Raw genomic sequence first — 16,247 nt, forward strand, 5'->3', positions numbered from 1 at the left:
TGACCGGAGACTGGTGCCATGCGCTCAGCCGAGCGCCAGCCTGATGCGCCGCCGCCATGCGGGGCCATAGCGCAATGCAAGCATGAAGGCCGTCTCCAGCGCCACGACAATGACGATGATGCGCAAGCCCACCGTGAAGGAATCCTGGCCACTGCCGCGCAAGAGATAACCGGTCAGGAGGAAGCCTGTATTCCAGATGGTGGCGCCCAGCAGTGTCGCCATCGCGAAGGGCAGTGCCGGCAGACAAAGCGCGCCGGCCGCGATCGGCAGATAGTTGCGCACCGTCGGGATAAACTGCGCCAGCAGCGACACCCGGACATGATTGCGGCGATAGGCCTGGCCAAGCTTGCGGTAGGTTGCCGGGCGCAGGAAGACATACCTGCCGACCCGTTCGATCAGCCGATCGGCACGGTCGAATCCGATCCGGCGGCCAACGCCATACCAGACAAGGCAGCCGGCGAAGGAGGCAAGTGTCGTCACCGCCAGCAGGATCGCCAGCATCGAACTATCCGGCGCCGCCGTCATGCCGAGGAACAGCAGCAGCACATGCGAGGGCGGAACCGGCAGGATCTTCTCGGTGAAGGCAAGGCAGAAGACACCGAACAGGCCGAAGCCGAGAATGGCCGACAACGGACCCGTCATGCGAAGCGCCAGTCATAGGTCCCGAGCGTCTTGACCCTGGTGACGCGATAGACCGTCGCCGGCGGGAAATTGCGAAAGGTATGGCCGACCCGCGTGACTTCGAGATCGAGCCGGTCAAGAAGCGACTGGTCGAACGGGCAGCGCCGGCCGAGCGTGAACTGGTAGAGCGCCGCGCCCGGGCGCAGATTCGCAAAGACGCCTTCGAGAATGGCAAGCGTCTTGCGCGGCGAAATCAGGCGGAAGGGCAGCCCGCTGACGGCAGCGCCAACCACCGGCCCAGGGAAGAGCGACAGATGGCGCAGACCGACGGCATCCATCTCGACGATCCGGGCGGCGGGAAAGCGGCGCATGAGAAGCGCGGCAAAATCCGGATCGGATTCGATCAGCGTCAGATCGTCTTCCCTCACCCCGCGTGACAGCAGCGCCCGTGTGAACGGGCCGGTTCCGGGACCGAGCTCCAGCACCGGGCCTGTCTGGGGACCGATATCGCGTGTCATCAATGCCGCCAGGGTGGAACTGGACGGCGTGACGGAGCCGACCCTGAACGGCGCAACGGTCCACGCCATGAGAAAAGACAGGGCATCATGTGCAGGCATAAGCAACCTCAATCCCGGACAACGGCACGCCAACCAATTTGGCGCGGCCGCTTGATTTCGTTTCGGCGTCGGACCCGAACCTGTTGCATCGTCGAGCCCGACGCCTTGACGCCGGCATGGGCGGTTCCTGCCGACCGGCGCTGTTTGCCGTGGCTGGATTGCATAGACATTGCGCAATAGCTTGGACGCAAAGAAAGAACTTGCCGGCCTCGAGCCATTCGGCTTTGCCATGTCCACGCAATGTTGGCGCGGTAGCGCCCGATGTGGTGTGTTCGTTGCCGGGGAGTGTGGATGCGGATCTTGCTGGTCGAAGACGAGCCCGAGATGGTCTCGGCGCTGCGTGCCGCGCTGAGGCGCCACGACATGGTGGTCGATCACGCCGGCACGTTGCTCGAGGCGGAAGGCTTCGTTGCCGTCGACAGCTACGACGCCATCCTGCTCGACCGCCAGTTGCCTGACGGCGACGGGCTGTCGCTGGTGCCGAGATTGCGCTCGGCGGCGAACACGACGCCGGTGCTGGTGCTGACGGCGAGAGGCGACACATCAGACAAGGTCGATGGGCTGGACATGGGCGCGGACGACTATCTGGCAAAACCGTTCGCCTTCGAGGAACTGCTGGCCCGCTTGCGCGCCTTGCTCAGGCGGCCGGCGCCGATGCAGTCGCAATTCATCCGCGCCGGCCATCTGGTGCTCGATGTCGGACATCGCGAGGCGGCGATCCGCGGCGAGCCGCTCAGCCTGCCGCGACGTGAATTGCTGGTGCTGGAAGCGCTGATGCGGCGCACCGGGCGCATGGTGCAGCGCGAGGCGCTGATGGAAGCGGTGTTCGGCCTCGACGACGAGATTCAGTCCAATGCGCTCGACACCCATGTCTCACGCCTGCGCCGCAAGCTTGCCGACGCCGATGCCGGGGTGACGATCAACGGCATTCGCGGCGTCGGCTATCTGCTGCGCGAAACGACGTGAGCCTCAAGCAATGAGCCTCAAACGCCCGCGTTCGCTCAAATGGAGCCTGGTGCTGCGCATCGCCTTGCTGCAATGCGCGATGCTGACGCTGATCATCATCGGCATTCTCGGCGCGTTGCTCGCCACCGGCCTCATTCCGCACGACTATGAGGACGGCACGATGGACGTGCTGGCGGATGCGGTGGCGCGTGACGCGGGCAGCAAGCTCGTGCTGCGCGAGACCTCGGATCTGACGAAGCTGCGATCCGACGTCCCCGGCCTCTGGTTCATCATCCGCGACAAGCAGGGACAGCGGCTGCAGGAAGGTACGGTTCCGACCATCTTCCAACCTTTCGCCGGGCTGCTGGACACGATCAGCGACGCGCGTATCGACCATTCCATCGGCGAGAGCGCGCCGCCAGATGCAAAGATCCGCTGGACCGAGACGGCCGCGGGCAACGTCCAGATCTTCACCGGCACCAAGGGCGGGCTTTCGCTGCTGCGCCTGCTCGGGCAGGCGCCGGCATTCTTCCTGCAGGGCATATTGCCGCTTGCCGGCCTCATGGCGCTGGCCACGCTGTTCGCGACGCCCTGGGTGGTGCGCGGCGCGCTGTCGGGTCTTGGCCATGCGGCCGCCGAGGCCGAACGTATCGACATCGACCAGCGCGGCGTGCAATTGCCGCTGAAGGACGTGCCGACGGAAGTGGCACCGCTGGTGAAAGCAGTGAATGCAGCCCTTGCGCGCCTCGACAAGGGCTACGAGCGCCACAAGCGCTTCCTGACCGACGCCGCCCATGAGCTCCGGACTCCGGTCGCCATCCTCAACACGCGCCTGGCCTCGCTGCCGGCGACACCGGAGCGGGCCCGGCTGCTGCAGGACGCAGCACGGCTTTCGACGCTGACCGACCAGTTGCTCGACCTGCAACGCCTCGACCGGCAGACCTCGCCTTTCGAGAAAGTCGATCTCGTGACGATCGCGCGCGGCGTCATCGTCGATCTGGCGCCGATGGCGTTTTCAGCCGGATACGAGATGTCGTTCGAGCCGGAACGGGAAACCGTTTTTGCCACCGGCGACCGCACGGCGATCGAGCGCGCGGTGACCAACATCGTCCAGAACGCCATCGAGCATGGCGGCAGGGCTGGCAAGATCACCGTCAGTGTCACCGCTCCCGCCGTCATCGAGGTGCGGGACGAAGGCGACGGCGTGCCGCCAGCCGAGCGCGAACGCATCTTCGAGCCCTTCTACCGGCTGCGCCCCCAGGATCACGGCGCCGGGCTCGGCCTCAACCTGGTGCAGGAGATCATGCAACTGCATGGCGGGCGTATCGATATCCTCGACGGCAAGCCGAGCGGCGCCTGCTTCCGGATGAGTTTTCGCGCCTTGTCGGCATAGCACCGTCCTTAACGACAAAATTGCGTTGGTGTGTTTGACATCGACGAAATCGTAACTAATTAAGTTACATGAAACGCAACAGCCGACTGTCCTCCACCTTGCACATTCTCGTCCACATGGCCGAGAAGCCAGAGCACGCGCTGACCTCCGAGCAGCTCGCCACCTTCATCCACACCAATCCGGTGGTGGTGCGTCGCACCATCGCCGGCTTGCGCGACGCCGGCATCGTCACCTCGTCGCGCGGGCATGGCGGCGGCTGGCTGCTGGGACGCGCGCCCGAAAACATTTCGCTGGCCGAGATCGGTGCCGCGCTTGGCGAGACGCTGCTGCCGTTCAGCACCGAGCCGGAAAGCCCGGGTTGCCTTGTCGAACAGGCGGTGATCGCCGTGCTCGACGATTTTCGCATCGCGGCCGAAAAGCTGCTGGCGGAGAAGCTCAGCCGCATCACGCTGGCCGACCTGACCGCCGACTTCCGCCGCCGTTACGACCTCATTGGAGTTTCCAGCCATGCAGTATGATCTTGCCGTCGTCGGCGGCAGCTTTGCCGGCCTGTCAGCCGCCATCCAGGCCGCGCGGGCCCGGCGCAACGTGCTCGTGATCGACGCCGGCCAGCCGCGCAACCGCTTTGCCGCGCATTCGCACGGCTTCCTCGGCCAGGACGGCCGCGCGCCCGGCGCCTTCCTCGACGAGGCAAGGCGACAATTGCTGGCCTATCCCACAGCCAGGTTTGCCCAGGCACGCGCCGACAAAGCCGTCGCCAACAGCAGCAGCGATTTCGAGATCACCACCGATGGCGGCGAGACATTCGGTGCCGCGCGGCTGGTGCTGGCCACCGGCGTGCGCGACATCCTGCCGAAGGTTCCCGGGCTTGCCGAGCAATGGGGCAAGAGCGTGCTGCACTGCCCCTATTGCCACGGCTACGAGGTTTCCGGCGGGCCGCTTGGCGTGCTGGCGACCGGCGCGATGTCCCTGCATCAGGCGCAGTTGATCGCCGATTGGGGTGACGTCACGCTGTTCGGCAACGGCCAGATCGAACCCGACGCCGAACAGATGCTCGCTTTGGAGAGCAAAAATGTCAGGTTCGAACCCGCGACCGTCAGCGAACTCAGGGGAGACGGCTCCGGCGGCCTGATCGTCCACCTCGACGGCGGCCGAAAAGCTGGCGTCAGGGCGATGTTCACCGCGCCGCGCAACACGATGGCAAGCCCGCTGGCCGAGCAGCTCGGCTGCGGCTTCACGGACGGCCTTCTCGGCCCGATGATAGCAGTCGACGACCGGCAGCAGACGACAATTCCCGGCGTCTATGCCGCCGGCGACGCGGCACGCGCGATGCACAACATCGCCTTCGCCGTATCGGGCGGAACCTTCGCGGGCGTGTGCGCCCACCAGTCGCTCGTCTTTGGCTAGAACCCGGCTTCGCCGCCGGCAATGCTGAGCCGCGCGCCGGCCTGTGCCAGCGCCGCTTCTATGTCGTGCGGCGGCGACCGGTCGGTAGCGAGTTCGGAAAAGCCGTCGAAGCCGCAGACCTGGACCAGGCCCTGACGGCCGAATTTCGTGTGGTCGGTGATGACGAGCGAACGCTGGCCGCGCGACAACACCATGCGGGCGAATTCGGCCTCTTCCAGATCATAGTCCATGACACCCGTCACCGCGTCGACGGCGCCTGTGGAGATGATGGCGTGGCTGACCGAGAAGCGACTGACGAACTCGATGGCCGAAGTGCCGAACGCGGCGCCTGAATCGCTGCGCAACTCGCCGCCGGCCATATAGACCTTGTTGCCGTTGATGGTGGCCAGCGTGCGGGCGATGTCGGACGAATTGGTGACGACCGTCAGGCGCCGATGGCCGAGCAGTTCCCGGGCTAGGAACGAGGTTGTGGTGCCGGTGTCGAGCATGACCGATTCCCCGTCACGGATGGTGGCCGCGACCATGCGGGCAATGACGCGCTTGGCATCGGCATTCTCGCGCATGCGCCGTTCGAACGGCGCCTCGCCGACAATGGACGGCAGGCCGATGGCGCCGTGCATCTTCAGAACCGAGCCGTCGCTGCTGAGCGGCTTGACGTCGCGGCGAACGGTTTCCAGCGAAACACCCAGCCGATCGGCCAGGCTGGCGATGGTGACGGTTCCCTCTTCCTGCAGCAGACGCAGGATCTCGCCGTGGCGTTTGGAGTGGACCATTGGGTTTCCCGGCTTAGGCTTTTGACCGGTTTTAAGGTAATTCAAGCGCTTTTAAAGGGATTGACCTTTGGTTTCGGGCAAAACACCCAAAAAAAGTCACATCTTTTTATTGACAACCGGGCAACCCTGGCGTGAAATCTGAGTATTAGCAGGGGTTCGGAGCTGCAACGGGAGGGCGATGGCAGAGCCGCAACTCACTGGCCAGACAGTCTTGAATATGTCTGGCGCAAGGAATTTTCAAATCCGCGGGGGCGGATGCCGGGATCAAAATCCTGGCCAAGGGGCTCGTCGGTGCGGTGCGGGATACCGATCCTGGCGTCTCGCACCGACGAGGTTATTCGCGTTTCTCCACGCTCTCGTCGCGCTTTCCATGGCGCCTCATGCATGTCGCCCAAAAGTGACCTCGGTTTTGGGAGAACGACATGCATAAAAACAAAGACCTGAAGCGCGTCGCATGGATCCGTTTCAACGCGACGCGCTTTAGTCGAAGCCCAGCAAACCAGGGATGATCCCGTGATTGCCGAAGATCGCATCCGCGCCCTGCCCTGCTGGACCGGCGCCATCGAGATCGCCCCCCTGCCTGGCGGCCTGAGCAACGCCAATTATGTGGTCAGCGACGCTGCCGGCAAACATGTCGTGCGCTTCGGTCAGGACTACCCCTTCCACCATGTCTTCCGCGAGCGCGAGGTGATGACGGCGCGGGCGGCGCATGCGGCAGGCTTCGCGCCGGCCGTGTACTATTCCGAACCCGGCATCCTGGTGACGCAGTTTCTCGGCGCCAAGACCTTCCTCGCAGAAGACGTGCGCGCCAATCTCGGCCGCGTGGCGGCTCTGCTGCGATCCTTCCATCGCGAGATGCCGAACCATGTCTCCGGCGCCGGCTTCATGTTCTGGGTGTTCCACGTCATCCGCGACTATGCGCGCACGCTCGAGGAGGGCAACAGCCGCAAGCGCAACGACTTGCCGCGCCTGCTGACGCTGGCCGACGAGCTGGAGCGGGCGCAGAAACTGCTGCCGATCGTCTTCGGCCACAACGATCTTTTGCCGGCCAATATTCTCGACGACGGCAACAGGCTGTGGCTGATCGATTTCGAATATGCCGGCTTCAACACGGCAATGTTCGACCTTGCCGGTGTCGCCTCGAATGCCGGCATGAGCGACGAGGAATCCTTTGCCTTCCTGACCGCCTATTTCATGAAGGAACCGGACGCGGCGATCCGCCGCTCGCACGCCGCCATGCAATGCGCCTCGCTGTTGCGCGAGGCGATGTGGAGCATGGTGTCGGAACTCTATCTCGACGCACCCGGCATCGACTACGTCGCCTACACCGAGGAAAATCTGGTGCGGCTCGACGCGGCGCTGGAAAACTACCGGACAAAATACGGGATCCTGAAATCATGACCTTGCCCAGCCAGGCCGCCATCGTCGTCATCGGTGGCGGCATCATCGGCTGCTCGACGGCCTATCATCTGGCGCGCGACCACAAGGCCGACGTCGTGCTGCTCGAACAGGGCAAGCTGACCTCGGGCTCGACCTGGCACGCTGCCGGCCTGGTCGGGCAATTGCGCTCGTCTGCCTCGATCACCCGGGTGCTCAAATACTCGGTCGACCTCTACAAGGGGCTGGAGGCCGAAACCGGCCTTGCCACCGGCTGGAAAATGACCGGCTGCCTGCGGCTCGCCACCAATGCCGACCGCTGGACCGAGTACAAAAGGCTGGCGACCACGGCGAAGAGTTTTGGCATGGACATGCATCTTTTGTCCCCGGCCGAGGTCAAGGCGATGTGGCCGCTGATGGAAACCGGCGACCTTGTCGGCGCCTCCTGGCTGCCGACCGACGGCCAGGCCAGCCCCTCCGACATCACGCAGTCGCTGGCCAAGGGGGCGCGCATGCATGGCGCCAAGCTTTATGAGAATGTCCGCGTCACCGGCTTCGAGATGAGGAATGGCCGCGTCACGGCGGTGAAGACCGATCAAGGCGACATCGCCTGCGACAAGGTGGTGAACTGCGCGGGGCAATGGGCGCGGCAGGTCGGCGCCATGGCCGGCATCAACGTGCCGCTGCAGCCGGTGAAGCACCAGTACATCATGACCGAGAAGATCGACGGTCTGGCGACCGACGCGCCGACGTTGCGAGACCCTGACCGGCGCACCTATTTCAAAGAAGAAGTCGGCGGGCTGGTGATGGGCGGCTATGAGCCGAACCCGCAGGCCTGGGCGACCGATCTCCCTGGCGGCGACGTGCCCAATGATTGGGAATTCCGCCTGTTCGACGACGACTACGACCATTTCGAGCAGCATATGACGCAGGCGATCGCGCGGGTGCCGGCGCTGGAAACCGTCGGCGTCAAGCAGATGATCAACGGGCCGGAAAGCTTCACGCCGGACGGCAATTTCATCCTCGGCACGGCGCCGGAATGCGCCAACATGTTCGTCGGCGCCGGCTTCAACGCCTTCGGCATCGCATCTGGTGGCGGCGCCGGCTGGGTGCTGGCGCAATGGGTGGTCGACGGCGAGGCGCCGCTCGACCTCTGGGTGGTCGACATCAGACGCTTTTCCAACCTGCACCGCGACCGACAGTGGGTGCGCGAGCGCACGCTGGAGGCCTACGGCAAGCATTACACGATCGGCTTCCCGCATGAGGAGTATGCCAGCGGCCGGCCGCGCATCGTCTCGCCGCTTTACGACAGGCTGAAGCAGCAGCGTGCCGTGTTCGGCTCGAAGCTCGGCTGGGAGCGGCCGAACTGGTTCGCGCCGGAAGGCGTCGAGCCGCAGGACATTTATTCCATGGGCCGGCAGAACTGGTTTTCGGCGGTCGGCGACGAGCACCAGCATGTGCGCGAGAAGGTCGGCATCTTCGACCAGTCGTCCTTCGCCAAATACGAATTGAGCGGGCCTGACGCCGCCAAGGCATTGGACTGGATCTGTGCCAACGACGTCAGCAAGCCGGTCGGAAGACTGACCTACACCCAGCTTCTCAACACGCGCGGCGGCATCGAGGCCGACCTGACCGTGGCACGGCTGGCCGAGGAAAAATTCTACATCGTCACCGGCACCGGCTTCCGCACGCATGATGCCTCCTGGATCAGCGACCATATCGGCCAGGGCCTCGATGCGGAGTTGAACGATGTCACCGAGGATTTCGGCACGCTGTCGCTGATGGGTCCCCGGGCGCGCGACGTGCTCTCCGCGGTGACCGATGTCGATGTGTCGAATGCTTCGTTCCCGTTCGGCCATGTGCGCGAGATCGCCATCGCCGGCCACGCGATTCGGGCGCTGCGCGTTACCTATGTCGGCGAACTCGGCTGGGAATTGCACGTGCCGATCGCGGCGACCGGCGAAGTCTTCGACGCGCTGATGGCGGCCGGCAAGGCGCACGGCATCCGCCCGGTCGGCTACAGGGCGCTGGAATCGCTGCGGCTGGAAAAGGGCTACCGCGCCTGGGGTTCCGACATAACGCCCAACGACACGCCGCAGGAAGCCGGGCTCGGCTGGGCGGTCAAGCTCAGAAAGAACACCGATTTCGTCGGGCGGCGCGCGCTGGAGACGGCTGGCGGCGCGCCTCTGAAGAAACGCTTTGCCGGCTTCACGGTCGACAGTCCCGAAATTGTGCTGCTCGGCCGCGAGACCATCCTGCGCAATGGCGAGCCGGTCGGCTATCTGACCAGCGGCGGCTATGGCTACACGCTGGGCAAGAACATCGGCTACGGCTATGTGCGCAACGCCGAGGGGGTGAGCGATGATTTCCTCGCCGCGGGCGACTATGAGCTGGTTGTCGCGATGGAGCGGACGCCGGCCAGAATCCATCTCGAGCCGATGTACGATCCGACAGCGGAGAAGGTAAAGGCCTAGCTAGTTCACCCGCAGGACGAGGCCACGGCTGGGCACGGTGTCGGCCTCGCCCGGCATCGAGACGTAAGGGCGCGTTTCCTCGACGCGGGTAACGACGTCTTGTGCTTCGAGTTCGGCGATGCGTGCGGCAAAACCCTGGTCCCACAGCGTGTTCTTCACCGTCAGCACGATCACCCCGCCCGGCCGGCAGATGCGGATCAGCTCGTCCAGCCCTTCGACGCCGACATGGCCTGAGGTGAAGACGCCGGCCGAGACGATCCCGGCATAGGCATCGTCGGCAAAAGGCAGCGCGCCGCCGAGCGCGAGGCAGTGCAGTGCGGAATAGACACCCTTGCGGGCGGCCTGGTCCAGCATGCCTTGCGAGATGTCCAGCGCCTCGACTTGCGGATAGCCTGATATATCGAGCCATTCGCCAATGAGCCCGGTGCCCGCGCCGGCATCGAGCAACGGCGCCGCGCCCCGCGGCAGATGGCGGGCGATCAGAGCAAGGCAGATTGTCGGATGACGATAACCGGCGGCCGACATGTCGGCGTCATAGGTCTGCGACCAGCGGTCATAGAGTGCGGCCACCTCCTCCGGGCGCTTGGCTGCGTAGGCCGCGCTGAGCGCGTCCAAATGTTTACCGTCCGTCATCGCTGCTGTGTCACCTGCTCGAGTTGCCTTCGATCCGATGATAGCCAAACGGCGAAAATTGTGGAACCGTTGCGGTGAGAAATAACGGCGGGGGCGCGGGCATGGCGACAGACGAGGCGCGGGCAAAACTGGCCGCCATTCCCATGCTGGCCGGCTATACCGGACCGCTGGAGCGGCTCGGCGGCCTTACCAATCTCGTCTTCAGAGCCGGCGATCTCTGCCTGCGCATCCCAGGCAAAGGCACCGAGGAATATATCAACCGCGCCAACGAAGCGATGGCCGCGCGCGAGGCTGCTAAAGCCGGCGTCAGCCCCGAAGTGCTGCATGCCGACGCCGATACCGGCGTGATGGTGACGCGCTTCATCGCCGGCGCTGTGACGATGTCGCCGGAGAAATTCAGGGAGAGGCCGGGCAGTCCGGCCCGGGCCGGCGAAGCCTTCCGCAAGCTGCACGCGTCCGGTGCGGTGTTCCCCTTCCGCTTCGAGCTGTTTTCGATGATCGACGACTATCTCAAGGTGCTGTCGACCAAGAACGTCGCCCTGCCTGCCGGCTATCACGACGTGGTGCGCGAGGCCGGCAGCGTGCGCTCGGCCCTGGCCGCCCATCCGCTCCCCCTCGTCGCCTGCCATTGCGATCCGCTGTGCGAGAATTTCCTCGATACAGGCGAGCGGATGTGGATCGTCGACTGGGAATATTCGGGGATGAACGACCCGCTCTGGGATCTCGGCGACCTCAGCGTGGAAGGCAGGTTCGATGCGGGCCAGGACGAAGAGCTGATGCGCGCCTATTTCGGCGGCGAGGCGCGGCCGGCGGAGCGCGGCCGCATCGTCATCTACAAGGCCATGTGCGATCTGCTCTGGACGCTGTGGGGCCTGATCCAGCTTGCCAACGAAAATCCCGTCGACGATTTCCGCGCCTATGCCGACGGCCGCTTCAGCCGCTGCAAGGCGTTGATGGAAACGCCGGAGTTCTCACGACACCTGGCGGCTGTGCGTATAGGTTAAGGGCTCCAGTCTACCTGAAAACCCTCTCAATTTCAGTCAACGTCACCGTATCGTCAGATTTTTTGCAATACCAAATGATCAGCGCGATGGTGCCGATGGGGAACAACCCCGCAAGCAGTTGATGCCAGCCGCTTCTGTTGATGTCATGCAGCCGGCGAGCGGTCATGGCAAGCGTCGGCAGAAGGATGGCGAGGTTCCAAATCGACGAGATGATTTCATTCTTCACAATGGCATCGACGATGAAAAGAATGACGCCGACTATGAAAATGAAGAGGTAGGAATACCAGAACTCCGAGCGGCTGGCCCTGCCGGAAAAATTCACATAATTTCGAAAGAAGCTTGAAACGGCTTCACCGAAATTCATCGGATGCGGCATTTCTCCGAACCGATTCGCACCGGCTGGCGCTGCTCTTAGAACAAACACCAGCGGCAAGCCGATCAGGATCAAAACGATCAGCCAATGCCATATGGAAAAACTACCCATCATCACCCCTCTGTCGCAGTTTTCTTGAGACGTTGATCTTGCCTCTCCCGGGCAAGAATCAATCCCGTATTGCTCTGGAAAGGGCAACGTACACCGCACAATATCGATGTAAATATCGGATCTTCTGACTGGAACCTTCAAAAATTCTGGATGATAGCCTTCGGTCACTAGACGTTGAGCTTCGAAAAGCCGTGTGTGACGTGCTGGATGCTTTGTTTGTCCGTGCTTGCGGACGGAAAGCCGCCTCACACTTCCTGGAACCGCTTTAATTCACGCCCTTCGGCACGTTTTCGGGCGGCACAGTGGTGTCGACCACCTTCTGGCGATGGAAAATGAACAGGCCCGCCAGCACGACGATGCCGGAGCCTATCAGGATGCGCGGACCGGGGACGTCTCCGAAGAACACCAGGCCGAACACCACGGCCCACAGGAGGAGCGTGTAGTGCAGCGGCGCCAGGGTCGAGGCCGGCGCCAGCTTGAGTGCCCGCGTGATCATCAGATGGGCGCTGCAGGAAACGATGCCGAGCAGCAGCATGGCGCCAAAATCGAGCGCCGAGGGGGTTTGCCAGGCGCCGATGGTCAGCACTCCGCCGACCAGCAGCGTGCCGATCGTCTGCCATGTCACCAGATTCGTGTCGCTGGTGCCGCGCAGCCGCCGGTTGAGGATGATGGCGAAGGCAAAGGCGATGCTGCCGGCAAGCGCGAAGCTCGACGACAGCGAGAACGCGGCAGACGAAGGCTTCAGCATGATCACCACGCCGCAGAAGCCGAGCAGGATCGCCACCCAGCGGCGCCAGCCGACCTTTTCGCCGAGCAGCAGGTGCGAAAGCGCCGCGACATAGATTGGCCCCGCCATGTAGAAACTCATGACGTCGGCAAGAGGCAGATAGACGACCGCCGCATAGAAGAGCGCGGTGTCGAGCGTGGTCATGACGACACGCAAGATCTGCAGTTCAGGGCGCTCCATGCGAAACAGCCTGGCGGTGCCCTGATGCGCGATCATCGGTCCGAGAACGAAGAAGGCGCCGATGGAGCGGATCAGCACCACCTGGCCGACGGAGAAGCTGGCGACCAGCCACTTGCCCATCGCATCGTTCAGCGCAAACAGGAAGTCGCCGGCCAGCATCAGCAGAATGCCGGCCAGAAGCACGTTCCTGATCGTGGAATTCTGCGCAACGGGTTGCGTCATGCCGATCCCGATTCCTCCCTCGCTTAAGTCGCGTCGTAGACGGAAGCAGCGGCTTTGACGAGAAGAATCCGGCAAATCGCGAGACCAGGACCGGGAATCGGCTGGGCCTAGGTGGCTTTGTGCCTGCGGTTGACCAGTGGCGGCCTGCCCGGGATGGAAAGCCTTGTATCCTGCCGCGTCCGTTCCGCCACCACCTTGCCCCTGGCGATGACGCAGATGCGCTCGGCGCGCAGGCGCAGGGCCTCGATCGGGTTGCCGGCGTCGAGGATGACGAGGCTGGCGCGCTTGCCGACGGCGAGGCCGAGATGGTCGAGCCCCATGATGGCGGCGTTGACATTTGTGACCATGTCGAAGCAGCGCGCCATGTCGGCCGGGCTCGACATCTGGGCAACGTGCAGGCCCATGAACGCGACGTCGAGCATGTCGGCGGTGCCCAGCGAATACCAGGGATCGAGCACGCAATCCTGGCCCCAGCCGACACGGATGCCGAGCGCCTGCATCTCCTTGACCCGGGTCAGGCCGCGGCGCTTCGGGAATGTGTCGTGGCGGCCCTGAAGCATGATGTTGATCAGCGGGTTGGGAATAGCCGAAACGCCGGCCTCAGCGATCAGCGGCAGCAGCTTCGAGACATAGTAATTGTCCATCGAATGCATCGAGGTGAGGTGCGAGCCGGCCACCTTGCCCTGCAGGCCGAGGCGCTGCGTCTCGTAGGCCAATTGCTCGATGTGGCGCGACAGCGGGTCGTCGGTCTCGTCGCAATGCAGGTCGACCATCAGCCCACGTTTGGCCGCGATCTCGCACAATTCTGTCACCGAGCGCGTGCCGTCGGCCATGCTGCGCTCGAAATGCGGAATGCCGCCGACGATGTCGACGCCCATGTCCAGCGCACGGATGGTGTTCTCACGCGCCTTCGGCGAGCGGTAGAAACCGTCCTGAGGAAAGGCCACGAGTTGCAGGTCGATATAGGGCGCGATCGTCTTCTTGACGTCGAGCAGGGCCTCGACCGCCAGCAGCCTGTCGTCGCAGACGTCGACATGGGTGCGGATGGCGAGCAGGCCCATCGACACGGCCCAGTCGCAATAGGCCAGCGCCCGGTCGCGCACCGCCTCTTGCGTCAAAAGCGGCTTCAGCTCACCCCATAGCGCAATGCCTTCCAGCAGCGTGCCCGAGGCGTTGATGCGCGGAATGCCATAGGACAGCGTGGCATCCATATGGAAGTGCGGATCGACAAAGGGTGGCGAGACCAGGTTCCCGCTGGCATTGACCTCAGTCCGGGCGGAACCCTGCAATTTGGGCTCGATCGCCGCGATCGTCTCGCCGCTGATGCCGATATCGGCAATCCTGCCATCCGGCAGCGTGCCGCCACGAACGATAAGGTCGAAATCCATCTGTCGTCATCTCGCCTGAAGAATCACTTTGCCATCGTGTCCCAAAAGACAGCATGACGCAGCGGTTTCTTTCCAGAAGCCGCCAATGGTTCCATCCGGCGACAACTCCCTCTATAAGCCGCCTTCGTCATTCCGCTATCAAGGATCAGCCTTTGTTTCGTTTCTTCCGCTCGACGGAAAACCAGCGCCTCGTCGCAAGGCTGGTCAGGGAATCCTTCCGGGAGCACATGTTCGGATATGGCGCGGCCATCGTGTCGATGCTGGTTGTGGCCGGCATGACCGCCGCCAGCGCCTGGATCCTGCGCGAAATCACCAATGAATTCGTGATCGACAAGCGGGTCGACCGCGTCAACATGATTGCCGGGGCGGTCGCCGGGATCTTTATCCTCAAGGGCCTCGCCAATTTCGTCCAGGCCTATTTCATGAGCCGGGTCGGCAATGCCATCATCGCCGACCGGCAGCGCAAGATCTACGACCGCATCCTGGCGCAAGGCATCGAATTCTACCATTCGACCTCGTCATCCGACCTGATCACCCGCATGACCAACAATGCCCAGGCGGCACGCAACGTGCTCGACCTGATCGTCACCTCCTATGTGCGCGATCTGGTGACCCTGCTTGCCTTGATTGGTGTCATGGTCTGGCAGCAGCCGGTGCTGTCGCTGATCTGCTTCGTCGCCGGGCCCGTCGCCATCTATGGCGTCAATCGCATCCTGAAGCGCGTGCGCAAGTTCGCTGCCATGGAGTTCCGCTCGGTTGGCCAGATCATTCAGGTAATGCAGGAAACCGCTATCGGCGTGCGCGTGGTCAAATCCTTCAACCTCGAAAGCTTGATGCGCAAGCGCATGTACAAGGCGGTGGCCGACGTCGAGGATCGGGCCAACAACATTGCCGCGCTGGAAGCGGTGACCAGTCCGGTGATGGAGACGCTGGCCGGGCTGGCGATCGCCGGAGCCGTCATGGTCAGCGGCCTCCTGGTTCTGCAGGGCGGCCAGATGCCTGGCAACATCATGGCGTTCATCGCGGCGCTGCTGCTCGCTTATGAACCGGCAAAGCGCCTGGCGCGCGTGCGCATCTCGCTGGAAAGCGGCATTGTCGGCGTGCGCATGATGTTCCAGCTCGCCGACGAGCCGCTGACGCTGGCCGAGAAGCCCGATGCAAAGCCGCTTCGAGCCGGACCGGGCGAGATCCGGTTCGATGCCGTCAGCTTCGCTTACCAGAACGGTCCGCCGGTGCTCGACCAGTTCGACCTCACCCTTGCGCCGGGAAAGATGACGGCGCTGGTCGGGCCTTCCGGCGGCGGCAAGTCGACGATCCTGAACCTGATCATGCGCATGTACGACCCGAACAGCGGCAAGGTGCTGCTCGACGGCCAGGACATTTCCCATGCGACGCTCGCCTCACTGCGGGAAAAGATCGCCTATGTCAGCCAGGACACGTTCCTGTTTGCCGGTACCATCATGCACAATATCCGGCTTGGGCGGCAGGGCGCGACCGACGAAGAGGTGATCGCCGCGGCCAAGGCCGCCAACGCGCATGATTTCATCATGGCGCAGGCGAAGGGCTATGAGACCGATGTCGGCGAGAATGGCGGCCTCTTGTCGGGCGGCCAGCGCCAGCGCATCTCGATCGCGCGCGCCATGCTGCGCAACGCCGAAATCCTGTTGCTGGACGAGGCGACCAGCGCGCTCGACGCCGAATCCGAAGCGCTGTTCCGCGACGCCCTGCAACAGCTGACCGAAGGCCGCACGACGATCGTCATCGCCCACCGCCTGTCGACCGTGCACCAGGCCGACACGATCGTCGTGCTGGAAGGCGGCAAGGTGGTCGAGAGCGGGCCGCATCGTGCCCTGCTCACGCAAGGCGGGCTTTACCAGAAGCTTTATGAATATCAGCTGATGCCGTAGCACACTCTTTCCTTCTCCCCTGTGGGAGAAGGAAG

General features: G+C 63.7%; 15 protein-coding genes. 8 read left to right on the forward strand and 7 right to left on the reverse strand.

Going from position 1 to position 16,247, the window contains the following annotated elements; translation table 11 throughout:
* Positions 1 to 24: 24 nt before the first annotated feature.
* Both QQK95_RS18480 and QQK95_RS18485 read right to left on the reverse strand, forming a co-directional pair.
* On the reverse strand, positions 25 to 642 hold the full coding sequence (locus QQK95_RS18480) for a DedA family protein (RefSeq protein ID WP_284275270.1): 618 nt from the start codon (positions 640 to 642) through the stop codon (positions 25 to 27).
* Entirely contained in the window at positions 639 to 1,139 is a 501-nt protein-coding gene (locus QQK95_RS18485) for a class I SAM-dependent methyltransferase (RefSeq protein ID WP_284275272.1), read from the reverse strand. The genes QQK95_RS18480 and QQK95_RS18485 overlap by 4 nt, the downstream gene beginning before the upstream one ends.
* Before the next feature lie 390 nt (positions 1,140 to 1,529).
* Between QQK95_RS18485 and QQK95_RS18490 the strand changes: the two genes are divergently transcribed.
* The 4 genes from QQK95_RS18490 (at position 1,530) to QQK95_RS18505 (ending at position 4,983) form a co-directional block, all read left to right on the forward strand.
* Positions 1,530 to 2,204, forward strand: coding sequence for a response regulator transcription factor (locus QQK95_RS18490; RefSeq protein ID WP_284275274.1), 675 nt, complete (start codon positions 1,530 to 1,532; stop codon positions 2,202 to 2,204).
* A gap of 10 nt (positions 2,205 to 2,214) precedes the next feature.
* Positions 2,215 to 3,576, forward strand: a complete 1,362-nt coding sequence (locus tag QQK95_RS18495) for a sensor histidine kinase (RefSeq protein ID WP_284275277.1) — start codon at positions 2,215 to 2,217, stop codon at positions 3,574 to 3,576.
* 68 nt (positions 3,577 to 3,644) lie between these two features.
* Positions 3,645 to 4,094, forward strand: coding sequence for an RrF2 family transcriptional regulator (locus tag QQK95_RS18500; RefSeq protein ID WP_284275279.1), 450 nt, complete (start codon positions 3,645 to 3,647; stop codon positions 4,092 to 4,094).
* Positions 4,084 to 4,983, forward strand: a complete 900-nt coding sequence (locus tag QQK95_RS18505; protein ID WP_284275281.1) for an NAD(P)/FAD-dependent oxidoreductase — start codon at positions 4,084 to 4,086, stop codon at positions 4,981 to 4,983. Before QQK95_RS18500 ends, QQK95_RS18505 begins: the two co-directional genes overlap by 11 nt.
* On the opposite strand, the gene QQK95_RS18510 is transcribed toward QQK95_RS18505, so the two are convergent.
* Positions 4,980 to 5,756 (reverse strand): DeoR/GlpR family DNA-binding transcription regulator, encoded by a 777-nt coding sequence (locus tag QQK95_RS18510; RefSeq protein ID WP_284275283.1) that lies wholly within the window; start codon positions 5,754 to 5,756, stop codon positions 4,980 to 4,982. The genes QQK95_RS18505 and QQK95_RS18510 overlap by 4 nt on opposite strands.
* A gap of 513 nt (positions 5,757 to 6,269) precedes the next feature.
* Between QQK95_RS18510 and QQK95_RS18515 the strand changes: the two genes are divergently transcribed.
* Entirely contained in the window at positions 6,270 to 7,157 is an 888-nt protein-coding gene (locus QQK95_RS18515; protein WP_284275285.1) for a phosphotransferase family protein, read from the forward strand.
* Complete coding sequence (locus QQK95_RS18520; protein WP_284275288.1) at positions 7,154 to 9,607, forward strand: GcvT family protein; 2,454 nt, start codon at positions 7,154 to 7,156, stop codon at positions 9,605 to 9,607. Before QQK95_RS18515 ends, QQK95_RS18520 begins: the two co-directional genes overlap by 4 nt.
* On the opposite strand, the gene QQK95_RS18525 is transcribed toward QQK95_RS18520, so the two are convergent.
* On the reverse strand, positions 9,608 to 10,240 hold the full coding sequence (locus QQK95_RS18525) for a class I SAM-dependent DNA methyltransferase (protein ID WP_284275290.1): 633 nt from the start codon (positions 10,238 to 10,240) through the stop codon (positions 9,608 to 9,610).
* A 101-nt stretch (positions 10,241 to 10,341) separates the two neighbouring features.
* On the opposite strand from QQK95_RS18525, the gene QQK95_RS18530 reads away from it, so the two are divergent.
* Positions 10,342 to 11,244: a phosphotransferase family protein gene (locus tag QQK95_RS18530; protein WP_284275292.1), complete on the forward strand. Its 903-nt coding sequence runs from the start codon at positions 10,342 to 10,344 to the stop codon at positions 11,242 to 11,244.
* 10 nt (positions 11,245 to 11,254) lie between these two features.
* Here QQK95_RS18530 and QQK95_RS18535 read toward each other — a convergent pair whose 3' ends face one another.
* The 3 genes from QQK95_RS18535 to QQK95_RS18545 all read right to left on the reverse strand — a co-directional run bounded on the left by QQK95_RS18535 (position 11,255) and on the right by QQK95_RS18545 (position 14,305).
* Positions 11,255 to 11,728 (reverse strand): DUF805 domain-containing protein, encoded by a 474-nt coding sequence (locus tag QQK95_RS18535; RefSeq protein ID WP_284275396.1) that lies wholly within the window; start codon positions 11,726 to 11,728, stop codon positions 11,255 to 11,257.
* Between the two features lie 265 nt (positions 11,729 to 11,993).
* Entirely contained in the window at positions 11,994 to 12,917 is a 924-nt protein-coding gene (locus QQK95_RS18540) for a DMT family transporter (RefSeq protein WP_095771710.1), read from the reverse strand.
* Positions 12,918 to 13,024: 107 nt separating this feature from the next.
* Positions 13,025 to 14,305: an amidohydrolase family protein gene (locus QQK95_RS18545; RefSeq protein ID WP_284275295.1), complete on the reverse strand. Its 1,281-nt coding sequence runs from the start codon at positions 14,303 to 14,305 to the stop codon at positions 13,025 to 13,027.
* A gap of 152 nt (positions 14,306 to 14,457) precedes the next feature.
* Between QQK95_RS18545 and QQK95_RS18550 the strand changes: the two genes are divergently transcribed.
* Entirely contained in the window at positions 14,458 to 16,212 is a 1,755-nt protein-coding gene (locus QQK95_RS18550) for an ABC transporter ATP-binding protein (RefSeq protein ID WP_284275297.1), read from the forward strand.
* Positions 16,213 to 16,247 lie beyond the last annotated feature (35 nt).

Source organism: Mesorhizobium huakuii (assembly GCF_030160235.1).
GTDB lineage: Bacteria > Pseudomonadota > Alphaproteobacteria > Rhizobiales > Rhizobiaceae > Mesorhizobium > Mesorhizobium huakuii.

What these genes read in the sequence shown, in the direction of transcription:
- QQK95_RS18505 (WP_284275281.1), top strand. Translation starts at nt 4,084, where the DNA reads ATGCAGTATGATCTTGCCGTCGTCGGCGGCAGCTTTGCCGGCCTGTCA.
- QQK95_RS18535 (WP_284275396.1), bottom strand. Translation starts at nt 11,728, where the DNA reads ATGGGTAGTTTTTCCATATGGCATTGGCTGATCGTTTTGATCCTGATC.
- QQK95_RS18485 (WP_284275272.1), bottom strand. Translation starts at nt 1,139, where the DNA reads ATGACACGCGATATCGGTCCCCAGACAGGCCCGGTGCTGGAGCTCGGT.
- QQK95_RS18500 (WP_284275279.1), top strand. Translation starts at nt 3,645, where the DNA reads ATGAAACGCAACAGCCGACTGTCCTCCACCTTGCACATTCTCGTCCAC.
- QQK95_RS18525 (WP_284275290.1), bottom strand. Translation starts at nt 10,240, where the DNA reads ATGACGGACGGTAAACATTTGGACGCGCTCAGCGCGGCCTACGCAGCC.
- QQK95_RS18510 (WP_284275283.1), bottom strand. Translation starts at nt 5,756, where the DNA reads ATGGTCCACTCCAAACGCCACGGCGAGATCCTGCGTCTGCTGCAGGAA.
- QQK95_RS18520 (WP_284275288.1), top strand. Translation starts at nt 7,154, where the DNA reads ATGACCTTGCCCAGCCAGGCCGCCATCGTCGTCATCGGTGGCGGCATC.
- QQK95_RS18545 (WP_284275295.1), bottom strand. Translation starts at nt 14,305, where the DNA reads ATGGATTTCGACCTTATCGTTCGTGGCGGCACGCTGCCGGATGGCAGG.
- QQK95_RS18490 (WP_284275274.1), top strand. Translation starts at nt 1,530, where the DNA reads ATGCGGATCTTGCTGGTCGAAGACGAGCCCGAGATGGTCTCGGCGCTG.
- QQK95_RS18540 (WP_095771710.1), bottom strand. Translation starts at nt 12,917, where the DNA reads ATGACGCAACCCGTTGCGCAGAATTCCACGATCAGGAACGTGCTTCTG.
- QQK95_RS18480 (WP_284275270.1), bottom strand. Translation starts at nt 642, where the DNA reads ATGACGGGTCCGTTGTCGGCCATTCTCGGCTTCGGCCTGTTCGGTGTC.
- QQK95_RS18530 (WP_284275292.1), top strand. Translation starts at nt 10,342, where the DNA reads ATGGCGACAGACGAGGCGCGGGCAAAACTGGCCGCCATTCCCATGCTG.
- QQK95_RS18495 (WP_284275277.1), top strand. Translation starts at nt 2,215, where the DNA reads ATGAGCCTCAAACGCCCGCGTTCGCTCAAATGGAGCCTGGTGCTGCGC.